This window comes from Planctomycetia bacterium (assembly GCA_015075745.1).
Classification (GTDB): Bacteria; Planctomycetota; Phycisphaerae; order UBA1845; family UTPLA1; genus UTPLA1.
Genome location: JABTTW010000001.1, coordinates 880,623 through 900,640 on the forward strand (window position 1 = coordinate 880,623; position 20,018 = coordinate 900,640).

The 20,018-nt window shown below is 63.0% G+C and carries 17 protein-coding genes; 7 read left to right on the forward strand and 10 right to left on the reverse strand.

Going from position 1 to position 20,018, the window contains the following annotated elements; genetic code table 11:
• Together HS101_03505 and HS101_03510 are read left to right on the forward strand one after the other, a co-directional pair.
• The gene (locus HS101_03505) at positions 1-795 is read left to right on the forward strand and encodes a glycosyltransferase (protein MBE7505331.1); all 795 of its coding nucleotides are present in this window, start codon (positions 1-3) and stop codon (positions 793-795) included.
• Positions 779-1,804 carry an NAD-dependent epimerase/dehydratase family protein gene (locus HS101_03510; protein MBE7505332.1) on the forward strand — a complete coding sequence of 342 codons (1,026 nt, stop codon included), beginning with the start codon at positions 779-781 and terminating at the stop codon, positions 1,802-1,804. The genes HS101_03505 and HS101_03510 overlap by 17 nt, the downstream gene beginning before the upstream one ends.
• Here the strand turns inward: HS101_03510 and HS101_03515 are convergent.
• Together HS101_03515 and HS101_03520 are read right to left on the reverse strand one after the other, a co-directional pair.
• Positions 1,801-2,652, reverse strand: a complete 852-nt coding sequence (locus HS101_03515; protein MBE7505333.1) for a UbiA family prenyltransferase — start codon at positions 2,650-2,652, stop codon at positions 1,801-1,803. The genes HS101_03510 and HS101_03515 overlap by 4 nt on opposite strands.
• A 528-nt stretch (positions 2,653-3,180) precedes the next feature.
• On the reverse strand, positions 3,181-3,822 hold the full coding sequence (locus HS101_03520; protein MBE7505334.1) for an FHA domain-containing protein: 642 nt from the start codon (positions 3,820-3,822) through the stop codon (positions 3,181-3,183).
• A 216-nt stretch (positions 3,823-4,038) separates the two neighbouring features.
• Between HS101_03520 and hemW the strand changes: the two genes are divergently transcribed.
• Entirely contained in the window at positions 4,039-5,172 is a 1,134-nt protein-coding gene (hemW, locus tag HS101_03525; GenBank protein MBE7505335.1) for a radical SAM family heme chaperone HemW, read from the forward strand.
• On the opposite strand, the gene HS101_03530 is transcribed toward hemW, so the two are convergent.
• On the reverse strand, positions 5,144-6,406 hold the full coding sequence (locus HS101_03530) for a replication-associated recombination protein A (protein MBE7505336.1): 1,263 nt from the start codon (positions 6,404-6,406) through the stop codon (positions 5,144-5,146). The two genes, hemW and HS101_03530, sit on opposite strands and share 29 nt — an antisense overlap.
• Positions 6,407-6,578: 172 nt before the next feature.
• Between HS101_03530 and HS101_03535 the strand changes: the two genes are divergently transcribed.
• The 3 genes from HS101_03535 to HS101_03545 all read left to right on the forward strand — a co-directional run bounded on the left by HS101_03535 (position 6,579) and on the right by HS101_03545 (position 8,919).
• Complete coding sequence (locus HS101_03535) at positions 6,579-7,340, forward strand: hypothetical protein (GenBank protein MBE7505337.1); 762 nt, start codon at positions 6,579-6,581, stop codon at positions 7,338-7,340.
• Positions 7,341-7,342: 2 nt separating this feature from the next.
• Positions 7,343-8,212, forward strand: a complete 870-nt coding sequence (locus HS101_03540; protein MBE7505338.1) for a TPM domain-containing protein — start codon at positions 7,343-7,345, stop codon at positions 8,210-8,212.
• 134 nt (positions 8,213-8,346) lie between these two features.
• The gene (locus HS101_03545; protein MBE7505339.1) at positions 8,347-8,919 is read left to right on the forward strand and encodes a LemA family protein; all 573 of its coding nucleotides are present in this window, start codon (positions 8,347-8,349) and stop codon (positions 8,917-8,919) included.
• Positions 8,920-8,972: 53 nt separating this feature from the next.
• On the opposite strand, the gene HS101_03550 is transcribed toward HS101_03545, so the two are convergent.
• Positions 8,973-9,992 carry a hypothetical protein gene (locus HS101_03550; protein ID MBE7505340.1) on the reverse strand — a complete coding sequence of 340 codons (1,020 nt, stop codon included), beginning with the start codon at positions 9,990-9,992 and terminating at the stop codon, positions 8,973-8,975.
• 240 nt (positions 9,993-10,232) lie between these two features.
• Between HS101_03550 and HS101_03555 the strand changes: the two genes are divergently transcribed.
• On the forward strand, positions 10,233-11,201 hold the full coding sequence (locus HS101_03555; protein ID MBE7505341.1) for a hypothetical protein: 969 nt from the start codon (positions 10,233-10,235) through the stop codon (positions 11,199-11,201).
• Between the two features lie 157 nt (positions 11,202-11,358).
• On the opposite strand, the gene HS101_03560 is transcribed toward HS101_03555, so the two are convergent.
• The 6 genes from HS101_03560 to HS101_03585 all read right to left on the reverse strand — a co-directional run bounded on the left by HS101_03560 (position 11,359) and on the right by HS101_03585 (position 19,993).
• The gene (locus tag HS101_03560) at positions 11,359-12,855 is read right to left on the reverse strand and encodes an RtcB family protein (protein MBE7505342.1); all 1,497 of its coding nucleotides are present in this window, start codon (positions 12,853-12,855) and stop codon (positions 11,359-11,361) included.
• Between the two features lie 517 nt (positions 12,856-13,372).
• Positions 13,373-15,091 (reverse strand): hypothetical protein, encoded by a 1,719-nt coding sequence (locus tag HS101_03565; protein MBE7505343.1) that lies wholly within the window; start codon positions 15,089-15,091, stop codon positions 13,373-13,375.
• Complete coding sequence (locus HS101_03570) at positions 15,091-16,689, reverse strand: hypothetical protein (protein MBE7505344.1); 1,599 nt, start codon at positions 16,687-16,689, stop codon at positions 15,091-15,093. The genes HS101_03565 and HS101_03570 overlap by 1 nt, the downstream gene beginning before the upstream one ends.
• Positions 16,690-16,741: 52 nt before the next feature.
• Positions 16,742-16,933, reverse strand: a complete 192-nt coding sequence (locus tag HS101_03575; GenBank protein MBE7505345.1) for a hypothetical protein — start codon at positions 16,931-16,933, stop codon at positions 16,742-16,744.
• A gap of 193 nt (positions 16,934-17,126) precedes the next feature.
• The gene (locus tag HS101_03580) at positions 17,127-18,209 is read right to left on the reverse strand and encodes a hypothetical protein (GenBank protein ID MBE7505346.1); all 1,083 of its coding nucleotides are present in this window, start codon (positions 18,207-18,209) and stop codon (positions 17,127-17,129) included.
• Between the two features lie 11 nt (positions 18,210-18,220).
• Positions 18,221-19,993: a hypothetical protein gene (locus HS101_03585; protein ID MBE7505347.1), complete on the reverse strand. Its 1,773-nt coding sequence runs from the start codon at positions 19,991-19,993 to the stop codon at positions 18,221-18,223.
• Positions 19,994-20,018 lie beyond the last annotated feature (25 nt).

The window sequence follows — 20,018 nt, forward strand, 5'->3', positions numbered from 1 at the left end:
ATGGAAGCCGAAACGCACAAGCGAAGCCAATCACTGTCGGTTGTCATTCCCGCCTACAACGAATCCCACCGTCTGCCTCAGACGCTGGCCGAGATTCGTCCGTACCTCGATGCCCACTTCGAGAAGTACGAGGTGCTGGTCGTCGATGACGGCAGCAGCGACGGCACGCCCGACATCGTCGATCGCATCAACGCCGAAGGCTGGCCGAACGTCCGCGCCGTGCGCCAGGGGCGCAACCTCGGCAAGGGCGCGGCCGTCCGTCGCGGCTGTCTCGATGCCCGCTGCGAACTGGTCCTGTTCATGGATGCCGATCACGCCGTGCCGATCGAAGAGGTCGGCCGCTTCATCGACGACGTCGAGAAGCACGGCTGCGGCGCGGTCGTCGGCGTGCGAACCTACCAGGACAACGAGTCCAAGTGGCGGCGCATCGTCGGCCTCTCGCTTCAGATTCTCACCCACCTGATCGTCTTCAAGAAGGCCGTCGTCGACAGCCAGTGCGGCTTCAAGCTGTTCCGCCGCGAGACGGTGCAGAAGATTTTTCCCCTCTGCCGGATCGACGGCGGCATGATCGACGTCGAATTGTTTTATCTGATGCACCTTCAGAATATCCAGTGCTTCTTCGAGTCGGTCCACTGGGACAACAAGGCCGGCTCGCGCATCAACTTCGTCCGCTGCATGCTCTTTGACCCATTCGACATGATCAAGATTCGCATCTGGGACCTCATGCGAAAGTACAGCCGACCCATCAGCGAGGCCCGCCAACCCTGGAGCGCACAACTTGAGCCCCGCGCCTAGGCCCCTGGGCCGCCTCCTCCTTACAGGCGTGCCCGGCTGGCTGACGACCGCGTTGTTGGATTCCCTGCGCGATGATCCGCCCGCCGGTCTGACGGCGGTGCGCTGCATGGTCTTGCCGCACGACCTGACGCGCGCCTCGGCGCAGCCGGGGCAGTTGCCGGTTCCCGTCGAGTATGTCGCCGCGGACCTGCGCGATGAAAAGGCGCTCATCGAGGCGACCAAAGGCGTCGACACCATCTTTCACGCGGCAGGCATTCTCCACGTCCGCCGAACCCGCGACTGGTACGAGATCAACACCGAAGGCACCCGGCGACTGCTCAATGGAGCCATAAGCGGTGGGGCCGGCCGGTTCGTGAACATCAGCAGCAACGCCGCCGCCGGGCGTTCCGACTCGCGCGATCGCCTGATGGTTGAATCCGATCCGCCCAAGCCGCTCAGCCATTATGGCCGCAGCAAATGGCACGCCGAGCGGTTATTGAACGACGCCGGGGGTCGCATCGAGGTGGTGCACCTGCGGCCGTGCATGTTCTACGGTCCGCCGGTGCCGCAGCGCCACGTCGAGATCTACAAGCGCATCATCCACGGAAAGATGCCGCTCGTCGGCAGCGGCGACTACGCCCGCAGCCTCAGCCACATTGACAATCTCATCCAGGGCTGCCGGCTGGCATTGACGCATCCGGCGGCCAAGGGCCAGACCTACTACATCGCCGATCGCCGGACCTACACAACCAAGATCGTCACCGATGCCATGGCCGCGGCATGCGGCGTCGAGCCGCGCTACCTGCGACTGCCCGCGATGGTGGGGCCGATCGCCTTCGCCGGCGACATCGTCCTCGCCTCGATGCAGCTTTACTGGCAGACGCTGCACCTCGTCGGCGAGTCGCACTGGCACGTCGGCGTCTCCTGCGAAAAGGCCATGCGCGAACTGGGTTACGATCCCAAAGTCGAAATCGAAGCAGGCATGAAGGGGGCGGTTGACTGGTGCAGATGGATGGGCCTGTTGACTTAAGTCATCAGATCGGCAATGCCCGCCGCGCCCAGCATCAGGCTGATGAATCCGTTGACCGTGAAGAAGGCGAGATTGACGCGCGATAGATCATTCGCCCGCACCAGCGATTGCTCCACGAACAATAGCACGGCGGTTGCGGCGGCCCCGGCCCAGTACCAACTGCCGAGACCCGCGTGGAACCCCAGACCCAATAGCATCGAAACCGTCACGACGTGACAGGCCCGCGACGCGAAGAGCGCCTTGGCGACGCCGAGTCTCGCGGGAATGGAAAAGAGGCCGTCGCGCCGGTCGATCTCCACATCCTGGCAGGCATAAATAATGTCGAACCCCGCGATCCAGAACATCACTGCCAGCGTGAGTAGGACAACGGTCATGTCCAGTGTCGCCGGGTTGACGGCGATCCACGCGGCCGTCGGCGCCGCCGCGATCACCGCCCCCAGCACAAAGTGGGCCATCGCTGTGAACCGCTTGCAATACGAATAAAACGCCAGCGCCGCGAGAACGACCGGCGACAACTTCATCGGCCACCAGTTGCCGAAAAACTTCCCAAACCCGGCGGCGGCGGTGACGAAGACGATCGCCGCGACGGCGGTAAACACCCACGCCTGGACCAGCGTGATCCTGCCGGCGGGTATCGGTCTCGTCGCCGTCCGTGGATTCCGCGCGTCCAGCGCCGCGTCGCAGATGCGATTAAACGTCATCGCAAAGCTGCGCGCCGAAACCATGCACGCGATGATCAGACCGATCCGTCCCCAGCCCGGCCAGCCGCCCGGCAGATCGCGGCTCGCCAGGAAAGTGGCAAAAAGCGCGAACGGCAGCGCGAAGACGGAGTGGGAGAACTTGACCATCTCCCCCCAGGTGAGGATCGGTTTGAGGATGTCGTGCGGCACTCGGGTCCAAGCCTCCCGGCACATCGGCCATCCGGGCGCACTTGCCCGTGTGGGAGAATCTTAAGGCCCAGAGGCGTAGGGAGTGAACCTCGGCGAAAAGTAAGGTTGGGGGGCTTAGTTTCGAGACGGACGAGGGCCGGTTCATGGAGCCTGGCGCGTTGTTGCGCCATGCCTGTCTCGCAATCGACTGATAGATCATGCAGAACCGACCCCGATACCGATTCCCGAACTCAATAGCCTCGTTTTTCAACGCTCCGACCCGATAGGCAAACTCGTGCCCATTAGCTACTTTCCTCGACGGGAAATCAATGGCCCCGGGGGGTCGAAATTTCCCCGAAGTGCCATGCAAGCTGGCACTCCCACGGCCGGAAATCTCGCGCGCCGGGCAAACCGGCCGCGCGGATCGATCCAAAAAAAGGGGTACAACCTGAAAATGATGGAAATGGCTGCCTGCAGTTCGCCCGGCGTATGACCCCCGCTGAGCGGCTATATCTTGTCGGAATCGTCATCGACGATCAGGTCGTCTTCGGAGATTTCCTCGATCTCTTCGATCTCCTCAACCTCTTCAACGTCGTCCACCTTGTTCGTGACGACGTCGGAATCGCTTAGTTCCTCGTCGACCTCGCCGATATCAAAGTCGCTCAGATCGCCGGAATTCAGCTCTACCAGTTCGTCGATGTCGAAGTCGATATCGTCGTCGTCGGTGCTCGGTTTCGCCGGAGCCGGCTTCGCCGCGGCGGGCGATGCCGCGGCCGGTTTGGCGATCTTGGTCGGCCCGTTGGTGCTGGCGGCCTTCTGAGCAGGCCTGGCCGCGCCGGGTTTCACCTGGGCAGGCACGCCGTCGATCTGGACCGTGAACTCCACCGGGCCGATGCGCATGTGGTCGCCGGGCTTGAGCGTCGCCTCCGACACCCGCTGGTCATTCACAAAGGTGCCGTTGCTGCTGTCCAGGTCACGGACGAGGACCTTGTCACCCTGAACCTTGATTTCGCAATGGTCTCTGGAGACCTCGCCGACGGGGATGCGGATATCGGCCTCGGGGCGACGCCCGATGATGAGCTTGTTCGCGCCGACGCCGAAGTCCTTGCGCCCGCCCTTCTTAGTGAACGTGATGAGATTAACCAGCATGTTTTAATTATACGTTCGCGGATCGAGCCCGTGTCGGCCCGCCAGCCGAGTGCTCCACCAGTCGAGATAACCCAATTTACTGCAATCAACGGCCCGGTTCAAGCAATCTCCCCATCGCGAGAGGCAGGCCGGGGGCAGGTCTTGTAACATGCGGCAATGAAGCCGCAGCCGACCGATTCCAGCCAAAATCAGCCCCACCTGGGATGGTATGTCCACTTGCCCTTTTGCACGACGAAGTGCGGCTACTGCGACTTTTATTCCCTGCCGACCATCCCCGGCCTGGTCGATGGCCTCATCGCGGCACTCACCGCGGAGCTGACCGCGCGCGATCCGCGTCGACCGGTCGAGACCATCTTCGTCGGCGGCGGGACACCCACGGTCCTCCCGGCAGATGCACTCGGAAAGATTCTCGGGCTTCTGGTCGAACGGGCCGGGCCGGTCAGCGAGTTCACCGTCGAGGCCAATCCATCCAGCACCGATGAACTCAAGCTCGACCTCCTTCGACGACACGGCGTCAACCGCATCAGCTTCGGCGCCCAGTCGTTCAACCCCGACGAGCTCAAAGTCCTCGAACGAATCCACGATCCCCGGCACATCTTCGAGTCCGTGGCGTCGGCCCGCCGCGCCGGGTTCGATAATATCAATCTCGATCTCATCTATGCCATCCCCGGCCAGACCCTCGCTTCCTGGCGCGAGACGCTCAGCCGAGCCATCGACGTCGGCACCGAGCATTTGTCGTGCTACGCCCTCATGTACGAGCCGGGCACTTCGCTGACACGCCTGCGGCACCAGGGGCGCGTCGTCCAGGCCGATGAAGACGTCGAAGCGGACATGTTCGAATGCACCATCGACCTGCTGACCGCCGCCGGATTCGAGCACTACGAGATCAGCAACTTTGCCCGACCGGGCCGACGGTGCCGTGCGAACATCATCTACTGGGAAAACCGCCAATACCTGGGCATCGGCCCCTCGGCGGTGTCGTACCTGGGCGGCGTGCGGCGAAAAAACGTCGCCGACGTGCGAAAATACGTCGAGGCAATGCAGTCGGGCGAGGGTTCCATCGTCGTGGAGGATGAGTCCCTCTCGCCGGAAGACCGCGCACGAGAGACGGCCATCCAGATGCTCCGCCTGACCGACGGGATTAACTACCGGAGATTTGAAGCGGTCACGGGCTTCCGGGCCGAAACGCTCTTCGCCCGGCAGCTCGATGAGTACACAGACTTGAAATTGATTGCCCGCGATTCAAGCGGCTTTCGACTCACGCGGCGGGGATTGCTGCTGAGCAATCAGGTGATGACCGCGCTCCTCGGCGAGACGATGATCACTTCGTCCCCTGACGCAGCGATTTGAACTTGTCCAGATACGTCCCCATTTGCTTCTCATGCCCCCGGTCGGTGGGAACATAATAGGTCTTGTCCACGCCGAGATAGTCCTGATCGACCATGCCGCCGGGCGCATCGTGCGCGTACTGATAGCCCTCGCCGTGGCCAAGTTGCCCCGCGCTCTTGTAGTGCGTATCGCGCAGATGTCGGGGAACCGGGATCGTCCGGTTGTTCTTCACGTCGCTCGCCGCGTTCCAGATGGCTATCGCGCTGGCGTTGCTCTTCGGGGCGCAGGCAATGTAGATCGCCGCCTGGGCCAGCGGCAACTGACACTCCGGCAGGCCGACAAACTTCGTCACCTGCGCCGCCGCGTGCGCCAGGACTAGTGCCATCGGATCGGCATTGCCCACATCCTCCGCCGCGCAGATCGCGATTCGCCGGGCAAGAAACCGCGGGTCCTCCCCCGCCTCCAGCATCCGCGCCAGCCAATACACCGTCGCGTCCGGATCGCTGCCCCGCATCGACTTGATCAGCGCGCTGGCCGCGTCGTAATGCTCGTCGCCCGTGCCGTCATAGACGATCGCCTTGCGCTGGATCGAATCCTGCGCCGTCTCCAGCGTCACGGCAGACGACGTGGCCCCCGGCGACTGCTGCGAAAGCACCGCCACCTCCAGTGCCGTCAGCGCCCGTCGGGCATCGCCGTCGCTCGTCCTGGCGAGAAAACTCAGCGCCTCGTCGGTGATCGTCGCGTTGTATTTCCCCAGCCCGCGATCCACGTCCGCCAGCGCACGCCGCATCAACTGACTCAAATCATCGTCGGTCAGCGACTCGAACTGAAATATCTGGCTCCGCGAGACCAGCGGCGAGTTCACGCTGAAAAACGGGTTCTCCGTCGTCGCGCCGACCAGAATGACAATCCCGTCCTCCACGTCGCCCAGCAGCACGTCCTGCTGCGCCCGATTGAACCGGTGAATTTCGTCGAGAAACAAAACCGTCCGCCGCCCATCGTCCTCCAGCAGATGCCGCGCCCGTTGAAGGATCTCGCGCACCTCTTTGACGCCGATGGCCGCCGCATTGACGGATTCAAACGCCGCCTGCGTCCGCGCCGCGATGATCCCCGCCATCGTCGTCTTTCCCGTGCCCGGCGGTCCGTAGAAAATCGCGCTGCTCAGACGATCGGCATCCAGCAGTCGGCGCAGCAGTTTGCCCGGCCCGAGGAAATGCTGCTGCCCCGCGAACTCATCGAGGCTCGTCGGTCGCATTCGCACCGCCAGCGGCTGGGCTCGCGCCAGGGCTTCTTTGCGCTTCTCGGCGAATAAATCCACGCCCTACATGATACTTCCGGAGGGATTACAAATCATTTGCCTTTCTCTAATGGCCCGACCGGCGAAAATGAACTATTCTTCCAACGTCACATTTGTGGAAGGACTCGATATGCAGGCTAGCGCCACCCAAAATCCCATCTCGACGGATCCATCGTGCCGCCTCCCGGCCGGCATGGAGCGCCCGCTCGCCGATCTGCGCGACCTTCTCGAGGCGCTGGCCGCAGACGACCTCCTCGGCCTGACCGTCTTCGGCCCGGTGCTCGAACCCGAGTTCGAGAAATCCGACCACGGCGCGACGACCGTCTTGGTCCTGCGAAAGATTGACCTAATGATGATCCGCCGCCTCGCCACCCACGGCCCGCAAATGGCCCGCATGCGCGTTGCGGCCCCGCTCACCATGACCCCGGAGTACATCGCGTCGTCGAGCGACTCATTCCCGCTGGAACTTCTCGAGATTCACCAGCGCCGGCTGACACTTTGCGGCCGCGACTACTTCGAGCAGATCAACATTGAGCCAGAGTATCTGCGGCTGCAATGCGAGCGCGAGTTCAAGCGCATCCTGATCCGCCTGCGCCAGGGCCTGCTGGCCACCGGCGGCAAGGTCGATTTCCTCGTCGATCTCGAACGCGACATCGCCCTGCAGACCCTGCGAACCCTCCGCGGTGTGCTCTGGCTCGACGACCGCAAGGAATACCTCCCGGCCACCGATGTCCTCGCCGCCTGCGAGTCGATCGCAGGTCGCAAGCTAGCCGGGCTGCGCGAAGCCGTTCGGCCCGACGCCGAGGGAAGCTGGGATGAATTCGAGGCCGTCTACCAGGACGTCGAGTTACTGGCGACCAAGATGGACGGACAGACGAGCAACAGGAAGTGAGAATGCCCTATCCACCATGCGGGATGGGCCATTCAAAAGACGCCCATCGTAATAAGTTCGATCGACGATTCCGATCCGCCGCGGTCCTGATCGTGCTCATCGCCTGCGTGCCCGTCGCCCGCGCAGATCAAACGCCGCGCACCGGCGTCATCGACGACGCCGGCGTCATCCGCGCCGATGCGATCGGCCAAATCAACGGCTGGCTACTGGAGCTGGAGCAAAAGACCGGCGCCCAGATGAAGGTCTGGACCATCGACTCCACCAACGGCCGCGACATCTACACCCTCGGCATCGAGACCGCCCGAAAGTGGAAGCTCGGCCAGAAAAAGGATAACAACGGCTGCCTCATCCTCATCGCCGTTAAGGACCGCAAGTGGCGCATCATCACCGGCGAAGGCATCGAAGACGCCATCCCCGACCTCTACTGCGATACCGTCGCACAGCAATACTTCGTCCCCTATTTCCGAAAAGGCGACTACAGCCAGGGCATCCTGATGGGCACGGCGGCACTGGCAAAAGCCGTGGCCAAGGACGCGGGCGTCGAACTGACCGGCATGCCGAACATCAACGTGCGCTCGCGCCGGGGTCGTGGCACTGCCGCAGGCGGAGTCGCCTCCTGCTTCAGCCTCATCGTCATGATCGTCATCTTCAGTGCCGTCTTCCGCGGCGGTCGCGGGCGACGTCGATACGGCTGGGGCGGCGGCAACTTCGTCACCGGCATGATCCTCGGCAACGTCCTCAGCGGCCTCGCGAATAGTCGCCGCTCAGGCTGGGGCGGCGGTTCATTCGGTGGAGGAGGCGGATTCGGTGGGGGCTTCGGTGGAGGCGGCGGCGGATCGTTCGGCGGCGGCGGCGCCGGCGGCAGTTGGTAATCGCGCCCCTGACCTTGCGATGGAGATTGAGGATTGCAATGACGAATTGCTCACAGTGCGGACAAGCAAACCCCGGCAGCGCGAAATATTGCGGCTCCTGTGGGGCAACTCTTTCACGAAGCGGAGGTTCTGGTATGAGTGCATCAAAGGCGATTTTATTGTTAATTGTCGTCCTGCTCGGCGGCGGTCTGCTCGCCGGCGGCTGCGCCTACAGCGGCTACAAGAGCACGATCACCATGGATGAAGGCGTCAAAAGCGCCTGGGCCGATGTCGAAGTCGTCCTCAAACGCCGCTTCGACCTCATCCCCAACATCGTCGAGACCGTCAAAGGCTACGCCACCCACGAAAAAGACCTGCTCCAGGGCATCGCCGACTCGCGCAAGGCCTACACCGGCGCAGCCACGACTGGCGCCAAGATGCAGGCCAGCAACGCCATGGACAGCTTCGTCTCCCGCCTCCTCGTCATTCAGGAGCGCTACCCCGAGTTGAAGGCGAATGAAAACTTCCGCGCCCTTCAGGTCGAACTCGAAGGCACGGAGAACCGCATCGCCGAGATGCGCAAGAAATACAACAGCGCCGCCGAAAGGCTCAACGGCTACATCCGCGCCTTCCCCGGCTCCCTCTACGCCGGCTGGACCGGCGTCAAACCGGCTGAGTATTTCAAGGCTGGCGAAGAGGCCCAGGAAACGCCGAAGGTCAAGTTCTGACCGCGTTCACCGGCCCGCCAGGCGAGCGGCGGGCCGGCGCGATTCTGTAGAAACTAATTAATCAGCAGACTGATGGGCGGCAGACCAAAGTGCAGAATTGTATCCCGCCAAATATCGGTGGAATGAAGAGTGCTCCCAACAGGCAACCATTGATGCGGGTTCGTTGAGGTCAGATCGCCCTGCGTTTCGACGTGAGTATCGTAGAAAGCGAGATTGTGCTTGAAGGCCTCAGCCGGCGCACCCACCGGCGGATCGGTGTCGGAATGGCGAAAGCCATAATGCCTCGCATCTGTTCTCGAAAGCGACCCATTGCCCGGCGCGCGACGACGGTCCCACGAGCGGGAACTCTTTGAGTACGATCCAGCGTCAGAAAACGTTCCTCCAAAGGAAGCTCTGACTGCAAGATCGTAATCCGGTTGAATCTCAATGGTCGAATACCGCGCCCCGTCGGCACTCCACACCTTTCTCGACAAATCCCCAAGACGATCGATCTTCGGCAGGTACCCTGCTGGGAGAATCACATTGGCGGATGTGCCAATGGATTGCACGCCAACATCGACATTTCCTGGAAGAAAGAGCTGATTACGCGCTGTGTTGTAGCTGATCATCGGCCCGGTTCCGGCGTCAACGCCGCCGGGAGATGGATAGCCAGACGCCATGAAGCCATTCGCCGGACAGTGGAACACCTCGGAATTGCGAATCTGATTAAACCGCTCCGCAATGGCCGCCTGGCTGCCCGACTCCGGCGGTAGCGTGAAGCCCAAACCGTAGAACTCCGCCAGCGGACCCATGAAGTCCCACACCTGCACCGCAGGTCCATAAGCCACGGTGCGATTCAACAGATACGCCCCCGACGAATTCGGCGACCCAAGAATCCACCCATCGTTCGCCATCGAGTAATGGCTCGACGCCTTCGCCAGCAGGCCGAGTCGATAGGCACATTCCTGACGCTGCTTCCGGCGGTCCATGCTGCCCCGCTCCGGCACCACCGCTGCGGCGGCAAACGACAGCGAAACAATCAGTAACAGCGTCTCAATACGGGTAATTCCTCGGCGGGATGCAGATACGGTCATACAGCGAGCCTCCTTTTTCAAACGCTGGACGATGGGTGCCATCTTAATCAGCAGTCATATCGATTTCCAAGTCCGGCAGACCCCTTCGAAAATATTCCCCGCCTGACCCGTTAATACACTCCAGTGGTGGTCCACCTGCACCGAGCAGGTGTTTCCCCCGGCCGGTCCACGATGGGAATCGAAAAATCGCCCTATCCCGACTCCCCGTTCCGCTGTCAGATACTCTCAAGGAGACACAACATGCACGAATTCCTCGCCCCCGTCAGCCGCAAAAACCCCTCCCGACCGCAAATCGCCCTGCTCCGCCGACCAGCCGCCGCCCTCTCCCTCCTCGGCCTCTTCCTCGTCGGCTGCGGAACCCCCTTCGCCACGCGCGACCACCTCACGCTCTCCGCCCCACGCCCAACCGAAAGGCTCGTCGTCGATAACTCCGTCGGCCGCATCACCGTCAAGGCCGACCCAGCCGCAACCGAGGTCACAGCCGAGATCATCAAAATCGGCAAGGGCTGCAACCAGCACGAAGCCGATCAGGCCGTCGCCGACATCGAAGTATCCCTCGCCAACGCCGACGGCGTCGTCCGCGCCGAAGCCAGGCACCCCGGCGGCACCAGCATCCGCAATTACGAAGTCCAGTGGCAGATCACCGCCCCGCCCGATGTCGACATCGACGTCACCAACGACGTCGGCGATCTCCACATCTCCGGCTTCCAGAAAAACATCTCACTGAAGAATGACGTCGGCGACGCAGTCGTCATCGCCGACTCCGCCGACGGCGAGCCCGGTGGCGAAGTCAAGGTCACCACCGGCGTCGGCAGCATCCGCGCCGACAACGCCCGCGGCGGCCTCACCGCCGTCACCGACGTCGGCAACATCTTCGCCCTCGCCGGCGGTCCCGTGGACCTGCGCAGCAACGTCGGCAGCGTCAGCCTCAAGCTGCTCCCCACCACGGCCGACACGGTCAAGATGACAACCGACGTCGGCGACGTACGGCTCTATCTCACTCCCGATCAACAGGGCAGCATCCTCGCCGACTGCGACGTAGGCGACGTCCGCCTCTCCATCGACGACGCGAAAATCAAAACCCTCCGCGAGCGCCGCCACCACTGCACCGCCCAACTCGGCGATTCAAGAACGCCCGCCATCGACCTGACCTCCGACGTCGGCGACATCCGAATCGGCAGCTTCGACCCTGCGGCGACGAAGAAGTAATCGCGGCCCCCGAAGACACACAGCGTAGCAGTTTCGACCAGTTGGCAGGCCCGTGAGCCCAACAGGGTAGCATGGGCCTCCGGCCCGTGCGTATAGCATCAACATGCGTGAACAAGATTGATACGTTTGAGCGTGTATCGCTTAAGGATTGGCGGAATCAATAATCCGCCTTACCCCCATCCTTAATCACAAACCGCGCCTTCAACCTCGCCACCTCCGCCGCAAGCCCCGCCAGCTTCACCGACCGAAGCACCTCGTCAAAATCCTTATACGCCGCCGGCGCCTCGTCCTTCGGGTATTGCCGGACATTCGTCAAAATGTCCATCTTGTCAAACGACGCGTCGATCTCCCGCTGGTCCAGCGCCCGGATCGCCGCCTTGCGACCCAGCACCCGCCCCGCCCCGTGGTTCACGCTGTAGCACGACAGCGACGCCGTCTCCTCCGCCACCATCACCGCCGACCCGCTCTGCGGATCGCCCGGCAAAATGATCGGATGCCCCGTCTGCGCAAACGGCGTATCCGCCAGCTCATGGTGCCCCGCCGGAAAGGCCCGCGTCGCCCCCTTGCGCATCACCCACATCGGCTGCTTGTGGACGATCTCCTTCCGCGCGATGTTGTGGCTGATGAAATAAACCAGCTCGCCCTTCACGCCGGGCATCACTTCCGCGAATGCTTCGAGGACCAGCGCGTTGATCAGCATATGGTTCACCGTCGCAAAGTTCGCGCCCAGCGCCATGTCGTCCAGATATGAATTCGCCTCCGCCGTCTCCAGCGGCGCATAACAAAGCTCCTTGTCGTCCCCGGGAAAGGGAATGCCCCACTTGACGAACTTCGCCTGCATCGACCGAAACTGGCCCATCGCCAGATCGTACCCGAACCCGCGCGAGCCGCAGTGCGATAGAAACGCGACATGTTCGTCGCGCAGGCCGAATGTCTCCGCGCATCGTCGCGCACGCTCGCCCGCCCCGACGTGAACGATCTCGCACTCCCCGAAGTGATTCCCCCCGCCGTAAGAGCCGAGCTGCTGAATCTTCTCGCCGAAATCGGCAAACGTCCGCCCGCCGATGTGCTGCTCCAGCCGATCGGCCAGCGCGTCCTGCGTATCGTCATGGCCCAGGTGCGCCGCGTCCTCGCAGCGCTGCGCCCAGTGCACCGGAACGCCGATCTCCTCGCAAACCGCGGCCGACGCCCCCTCCACCGCCACGCGCCGGCCCACCTCCGCCGAAACGCGGCGCGACTTCGGCACATTTCGCTGCCCGCGACCCGGCCCCGTCGGCACGCGCTCGCAGATCGCGTCGATCAATGCCCGCCGCGTCCGGCGATCCACGATCGACTCCGCCGGCAGGTCGAACTGCAGCAGGCTCATGCTGCACTTGATGTCCACCCCCACCGGCCCCGGATAAATATGACTCGCCGACGCCATCACGCAGCCGATCGGCGCGCCGTAGCCGATGTGCGCATCGGGATTCAGCACGACCGCCTCGACCCCCGGCGCCAGCCGCGTGTTCACCGCCTGCTGAAGCGTCGCATCGTCAAACGTCTCGCGGATCGCCTCGGTCCCAATGACCATCACCGGCGTAACCCGGCCACCCTCAATGGGAAGTATCGCCGTCGCCTCGCCGGTCGGAATGAGTTTGTGGATTCGTTCAGTCATGGTTGCTCGGCCTTCCTTTGCGCACGCTTCGCAATATACCCGGACAACCTTCGGCCGCCGGATTTTCACGGCCTGATGCGCCCCGGCCGGAAAATCCGCGCGCACAGGGAGCAAGTTGATTTACATGATAGGAGTTCTATCCACCCATGCCCGTCAGGATCGCGCGCGATGCAGCAGCCAAACCTCTCGACCCCAGGGCCCCCAGACCCCCGGCCCCTCCTCGTATCGCGCCGTTTTCACCAAAAAACGCCAGATTCGCGACCTGCCCCAACACATGCCCGCCTCAAGAGTTGCAATCGAAAAAAATCGGCTGTGTCACCTTATGTCACCTTCAAATCCGCCGCCCCCCCGTAGCGTCCGGCGCCCCTGCCGGACGCATCACACCGGAGTACTCTCGAATGCGCCCACGCAACTTCGCCGCCGCGCACCATTTCGACGTTTCGACTCTTCGACGTTTCGGCGTTTCCAACTCCCGCCGCAACCGCCGGCACACGCACACCCCGCCACGCCCGCGCGACTACTTCACCGCCGGAGAAGCCTGCAGAACCTTCGCCGCCCCAAGCTCCTCAAACCGCGAAAGGTCCGTCCAGAACGTCCCCTCGCCCGCGTAAAAGAGCTTGATCGATTCCGGCGCGAAGTTCTCCGCGAAGGTGTACAGGTTGTAAGCCTGCGGCGAGCCGAACGCCTCGACGAGCAGCTTGTACCCCTCGGCCTCGGCGTCGTTCTTCATCTTCTCCACGTCGGCCCTCGCCTGGCCGAGGATGGCGATGCGCTTCGCCTCCAGTTCGGCCACCTGCTGCTGAATCGTCGCGACTTCCAGCGCCGCCTGCGCATCCACCTCCGCCGCCGTCTTCGCCCCTGTCGCGGCGATCCCCGCCGTCAGTACCCGCGTCTCCGCCTTGATATTCTCCCGGGCGATATCGACCTTCTTCTTGCTCTCTTCGAGCTGGGCCCTCACCGTCGCCGCCTCGCGCTGCTTGTCCTTGGTGATGCGGCTCTCCGTGGCGATGTAGCTCTGCTGGATCGTGCGCTTCAGGTCTTCCATGATGCTCGCCCCCTCGCCGCCGGTGGGCGACGGAGCATGGACCTCGATCTCGCGCACCAGCGCCAAGAGCACCTCGATGTTCTTCGCCCGGCAGATGCGCTGAAGCTCCCGCGTCAAATCCTGCTGAAAGAGTTCGCGCTTCTCGCCCTGGATGAAATCCCGCGCCGCGTAGGTCGAGCCGATGTTCCGGCAGATCGACCGAAGCTGCGGGGCGATGACCTTTTCCAGCACGCCGTCGACATTTCCAAACTCGTTGATGATCTCGGCCGCGTGCGACGGATCGACGCCCCACACCACAGTCACCCCCACCGTGATGAGAAAACCGGTGTCCGACGGAAAGGAAATCTGCTGACTCTGCGTGCCGCCAACATGAAGCTGCGAGTATTCGTGAAATCCGATCTCCACCAGCGTCACCTTCTTCACCTTCGGATTGATGAAGTAGATGCCCGGCTGGAGCACGTCGCGCAGCGTGCCGCGCTGACCGGGCGAGGCCAGCGGCCGCACGTGCATGTCCAGTTCGGGGCGAATCGCCTCTGCCTCCGGAATAGCGACCGGAGGAGCCGCTACCGGCGATGCGGCCGAGGTCGCCTGCTCAAACGCCGCCGACGATTCCCGCGAATTCATCAGGTTCGTCACCACGCCGACAAAACCGGTCGGCACTACCGTCGCCGGATACAACGTCACTTCATAGACATTCGGATTGAGCTTGTAGGTGCCGGGCGTCAGCACCTCCTCGAGAATGCCCTGATACCCGCTCGATCGCTTGACGACGAGTTGCCCCGGCGGCGGTCGCTTGCCGACGCGGCGGGTCACGACGCCGATTTTGGGAAGGTCCTCGGCCATCGCCGCCATCACATTGCGAATGGCGTCCGGCTGATGAGCGAGAATCCGCGTATTGAACTTCCACTTCGTCGGATTGCCCGCCGGGATGATCTGCTGATCGACGAGCTGCCATGCCCAGCGAAACGGATCGCGGAAGTGCCGGCCGGGGCCGAGCACTTCCTGCTGAATGCCGCGCTGGGTGTCGTTCGTGGCGACCGACTCGCCCTCGGGCAGCATCGCGCCCGTCTTCTTGATCAGAACGGCGCACTTGTTCGTCGGCACGTAAATGCGGAAGCTGAACCAGCCGATCGTCGTGAGGACGCCGAGGGCCAGCAGCCCCACGCCCGCGAGTATTTTGATCCGTCGCATTATCGCTTCTCCTTCACGCTCGATGTCCGGCCGAATGATTGGAACTCTTTGAAGATCTCCGCGAACGGCCCGTCCGTGTTCGACGCGATCGACTGAATCGCCGGCGCCGTCTTCTGAAGGAAGAAATACTGTGCGTAAGTCATCCCGTCGCCGAACGCCGACACCGCCTTACCCAGCGGCTCCGCCTTCGCCTGGTAGCCGAACAGAATCACCTTCGCCTCCGCCTCGCCGCGCGACCGAATCGCCGCGGCCTCCTTCTCCGCCGCCTCAAGCTGCAGCCGCGACACCTCCAGTGCCCGGCTCGCCTCGGTGATGGAGACGCTCTTGCGCTGCTCCGCCTCCTTCGTCACCGTCACCACCTTCGTGCGAAAGTCGCCGATCGACGCGTTGCGATCCGCCATCTCCTGCTGCTCGACCAGCAGCGCCTCGCTCTTGGCCTCCTCCATCCGATTCGTCGAGCGCTCCATCTCCTGATCCGCCTGCTCGCGCTGACTGATGAGGGCCGCGATCTCCGACGGCGGCTGAATGTCGCGTACCAACGCCGCGCGAATGTCGATCCCCTGCTTCCAGCACTCTTCCTTCAACTCTGTGAGCAGCCGCGTCTGAAACGCCGACCGCGTCTTGCCGCTGATGAACTCCCGTGCCATCAGCTTCGACCCCTGTATCCGCGCGATGCTGCGCGCGTTCGGCAGGATGATCTTGTTAAGGATGTCCTCAACGTCGCCGTAGGCCACCGTCACCTCGGCCACGCGATCGGGCCGGATGGCCCACTCGATCGTGCCCTCGATGGTGATCGTGAAACTGTCGCTCGACGGGAAATAAATGGCCTCGTCGCCCACCGTGTCATACTTGTGGCTGCGGATATCTACGATGTCGATTCGCTTGAGATACGGATTGAAAAACTCCAGGCCCGGCGGCAGCGTCTCGCTCTGAACCCCCTTCTCGCCGGGCTCGATCGTGTACGTATTCTTGACGCGCGGCTCGGTTCCGCTCAGCAGGGTGACAACGCCGACGTGACCTTCCGGGATCAGGATCGCCGGAAATTTCTGTACGTCGTATGCCAGCAGATTGACGTCATGGCGACCTGGGTTAAGCACCTGGGCGACAGGGCCGCGCTCGTCCGGCTCGGTCGCCACTGTCTTCGGATAAGGAAGCGGCTTGCCGAACCTGCGAATCAGCACGCCCACTTCGGACTGGCCGATGATGGTCGTGTCGATCACCCGCGCTTCGCGGGACCACGGATTAGGGAAGTAGCGACCCTCCTTGCGCACCTCATACTGAATGCCCTTGAAGCGTTCGCGGATCGTCGCTTCGTCCTGGTTCGTCTGTGCGGCGATCGCCGCGACCAGTTCAGGATAGAGCACGACCTGATCGCCAAACTCGTCGCTCAACTCGTCGGGCAGCACTTTCCCGGTCTTGTTGACGAGCACCAGGAGCCGGTTCGTCGGGATCTCCACGCGAATCACGAACCACAACACGAACAGCACAAGCAGCGCCAATCCGCCGGCGCCGAGCATGATCATCGACCTGAGCGACGGCCGATTAAAGGACGGCCGCCTGTACGAAGGCCTGTCGGGGTAATCTTCGATTCGAGACATCGTAAAACTCCTTTTTCGATCCAGCGAAAAACCGGATGGGCTCGGGTTCCCGTCAGAAGTGCTTGCCGCAATGTCCGCAGAATACCGCGCTGGACGGCGAATCCAAGCCGCAATGTGGACAGGTTCGCGGGTCCCGATGTTCGACGGCGCCGTTGCTCGATTCGCGATTGCGACGCAGGTCGTGCAGGAGCAGGAGCCCCAGCGAGATCGAACCCAGAATCAGAATGACGACGATAACGGTCATGTGTCTCGCAACGCTGCTTTCAGAGGGGAACCCGACCCGCTGCCTTCAGGACAATCCGAACTCGGGCCGCCCCGTGATTAAAGTATATAACGCGAACCGGCACGCCACCGTTATAAACCGGACCCGATTTTTCACCCGTTGGTGCGTGAGTTTCGCGGCGTTTCGCCGTTGCAGCAGCGGCTGCGGCGACTGATCACAAGGCCTTTTTCAATGATTCAATCGCCTTGGCCTCAATCTGTTTGGCCGACTGGAGAACTTCCGCCTGCTTGTTGCGAACCTTGGCCGGCGGAAGCGAGTCCTTGAACTCGTGTTCCGGCGGAACGCTGCTCAGGTTGTCGAGCAGCAACCGCACTTCCTGATCGTAAAAGTCTGCCGCCGCCGCCACGTGAAGCTGTTTCGTCCCGAAGTCCCGGGCGACGCTTCGCAAATATCGCACCGCCGATGCCCGCGCGTCAATCAGACAGATGTACGTCCAGAAGTTGGCATGAACGTAATCTCGATCCGCGACGGTGCGAAGAAGCTGAGACCACTGATCGAAGGCGTGCGCCCCCTGCGCAAAGGGCCCGACAGCCCGCTTCTCCCACAATTCGATGGCGCTCTTCACCGCCGCCATCCGCATGCGCTCGCGAACCGGGGGAGACAGTTTTTCCGTGAGGATCACCACCGCCGTCGGCCAGCCCTTGGCCGGCTCGTCAATCGTCAGCGCCCCGTCGTTATACGAACGGCAAAGATAGGTGCGATCGCGCCGATAGCCGGTGATGATGCCCCAGTCCTCCGGCGGAATGATGTTCGCCGCAAGGACCGGCATCCCCGCGTCGATGCTCCGGCAGATCGCCCGATGCAGCGCGTCCTTTTCTGCGAGCTCGTCGAGACGCACGATGCGCACTTCATACTTCCAGCCGACCGACTCGAACAGGGCATCCAGCCGCGTATCGCCGACCAGCGGATCGGGATTTCCCACGTCCCAGCGATCGACGCGAAACTGCGTGCGAAATGACATCCCGCTGACCGCCATCAGGTCGTCGTAGCTGATGCGACGACCGGCGGATTCCAACAGCACCTCAAGACACCCGATGAAGGTGCAGTCCCGCCCCTTTGCAAATCCCGCCAGCGGCGCGACGCCGTCAACCCGCACGGCATCCGGCCCCTCGCGGACAACCGAAACCCGGGCGCGTTCGCGGACAGGCTCCGCGCCATCCGGACCGCCGCAGCTCGTCATTCCAAAGATCAGAATCAACCCGCCGAGGGCGACGCGATGTAATCGAATAATTGACAAGCGGGATAGGCTCAAGAGATGACGGGCTCCGGATTCGGCTGTTCGCCGACGAGTCGTTGCAATCGCGCTGCGAGGTTCAGCCACATGATGATCGGCACAAGGCGTCCGGCGACCATGCAAAGCATCATGGCAAGGCGTCCAGCGCTCGTCAAATGCAAAGCGAGGCCGGTGGACAATCCGACGTTACCCACCGCGGCGACGCCGTCAAAGATCGTCTCGTACCACGTGCCGTCCGTGGACATCGACAGCGCCAGGACTCCGCCGACATTCAGCAGCAGCGTGACCGCCGCGATGCGCGCCGCGCCGACAAGCAGGCACCGCCGCGCTTCCATCCCGCCCGGCCGCGAGGCCCACCCGAGCCTCCCGCTAAAAAGAACCAAAAGCGGAATCAGCAGCGCGGAGACGCGCATGCCCCCCGCGACGCCGCCCACTGACCCTCCGAGCGTCATCATGCCGAGCATGGCAAAGTACGTCGGCCAGGACATCGCCCCTTCGGAGAGCGGCGTGCTTTGAAGGCCCGCCGAACGCAGCGTTGAAGAAATGAAGACGCTCATCGTCCAGCGCTGCCGATGACCCATGTCATCGCGCAGACACACACGGTCGCCTCCGAAATCAACCGGCCGCCGCGGCACCAGCTTTTCCGGCATGAAGCGCGGCGCCTCGCAGACCCAGATAAAGCCGGCGAGGCACACCAGCAGGATCAACGCCGCCGCCGCCTCCATCTGCGGCACCGATTTCCAGGGCGCTGCGCCGCCGGAATTCCCCTTGGTCACAGGACCCCGACGCGTCAGGTCGATGAGAATCGGCAGGCCGATCGAGCCAGCCACCGAAAGCAGCGCCACGACGGAATACACGCGCGGCTCATTGAAGTACGCCGCCATGCCGTCGGCGCGAAGCGTCCAGCCGGAGTTGAAGATCGCGCTGCCCACATGCGTGAGACCCCAGCCCGCCCTCGTGACGAGTCCGCCCACGTCCGCATCGTGCCACGAAGTCCAGACAAACGCGATGGCCACGACCTGGGCCGCGGCAATGCACTTGAACACCGTGCCCAGGCGTACCTCGGACTTGAGGAACGGCCGCGCCATCGCCAGCCCTATCGCGGCGAAGAAGAACCCCGCAAGCTGCGTGGTGACAACGATGACCGCCTGACCAAAGAGCGCGTACTCCGCGCCGAAGTCATAGGTGCTGGTGCCGACCAGGCTGGCGGCGCTTACGGCGTTGAATGCGGAGTTGGCGATGTGCAGCCAGAAGTTGTGTCGATAGTCCGGAACACCGGAATGCGTTGCCAGCGGAATGGCAAGCAGGATGGTCGTGATCAGAATCAGGCAGCCCCACGGCCGCAGGGCGACGCGCAACAACTCCACCGGCCGATCCATCCGCGCCTGCAATCGCGCGAAGAACCCCGCGATGAAATCCACCAGCAGCAGCCCCGCGATCAGGCTCGTCATCGTGATGGCCAGCGCATCGAATCGACCGGTCCATAGCGCGATAAGCCCGCCCAATAAGAAGCCCGTCACAGTCAGCCCGGCATCGGACAATGCGCCCGCGCGTCGAACCTGCCTCTTGACCCACAGGTGGTAAACCCACGCGGCCCAAGACGCCGCCTGCAGCAGCAGTGCCAGCGACTCGGCAATCAGATAAGCGCCGCCGGCATCCCGCGCCAGCGCCGCGACGACGCCTACGACGCTCAGCGCCGAAACGTAATATGGCGCCGACCTGCAAGGGGACTGAGGTGATTCGTCGGCGGCATCCTTCGGCATGACGGGAACCGTACCGACCGGCACGGGGATTGACAATCCGACGGCTCGG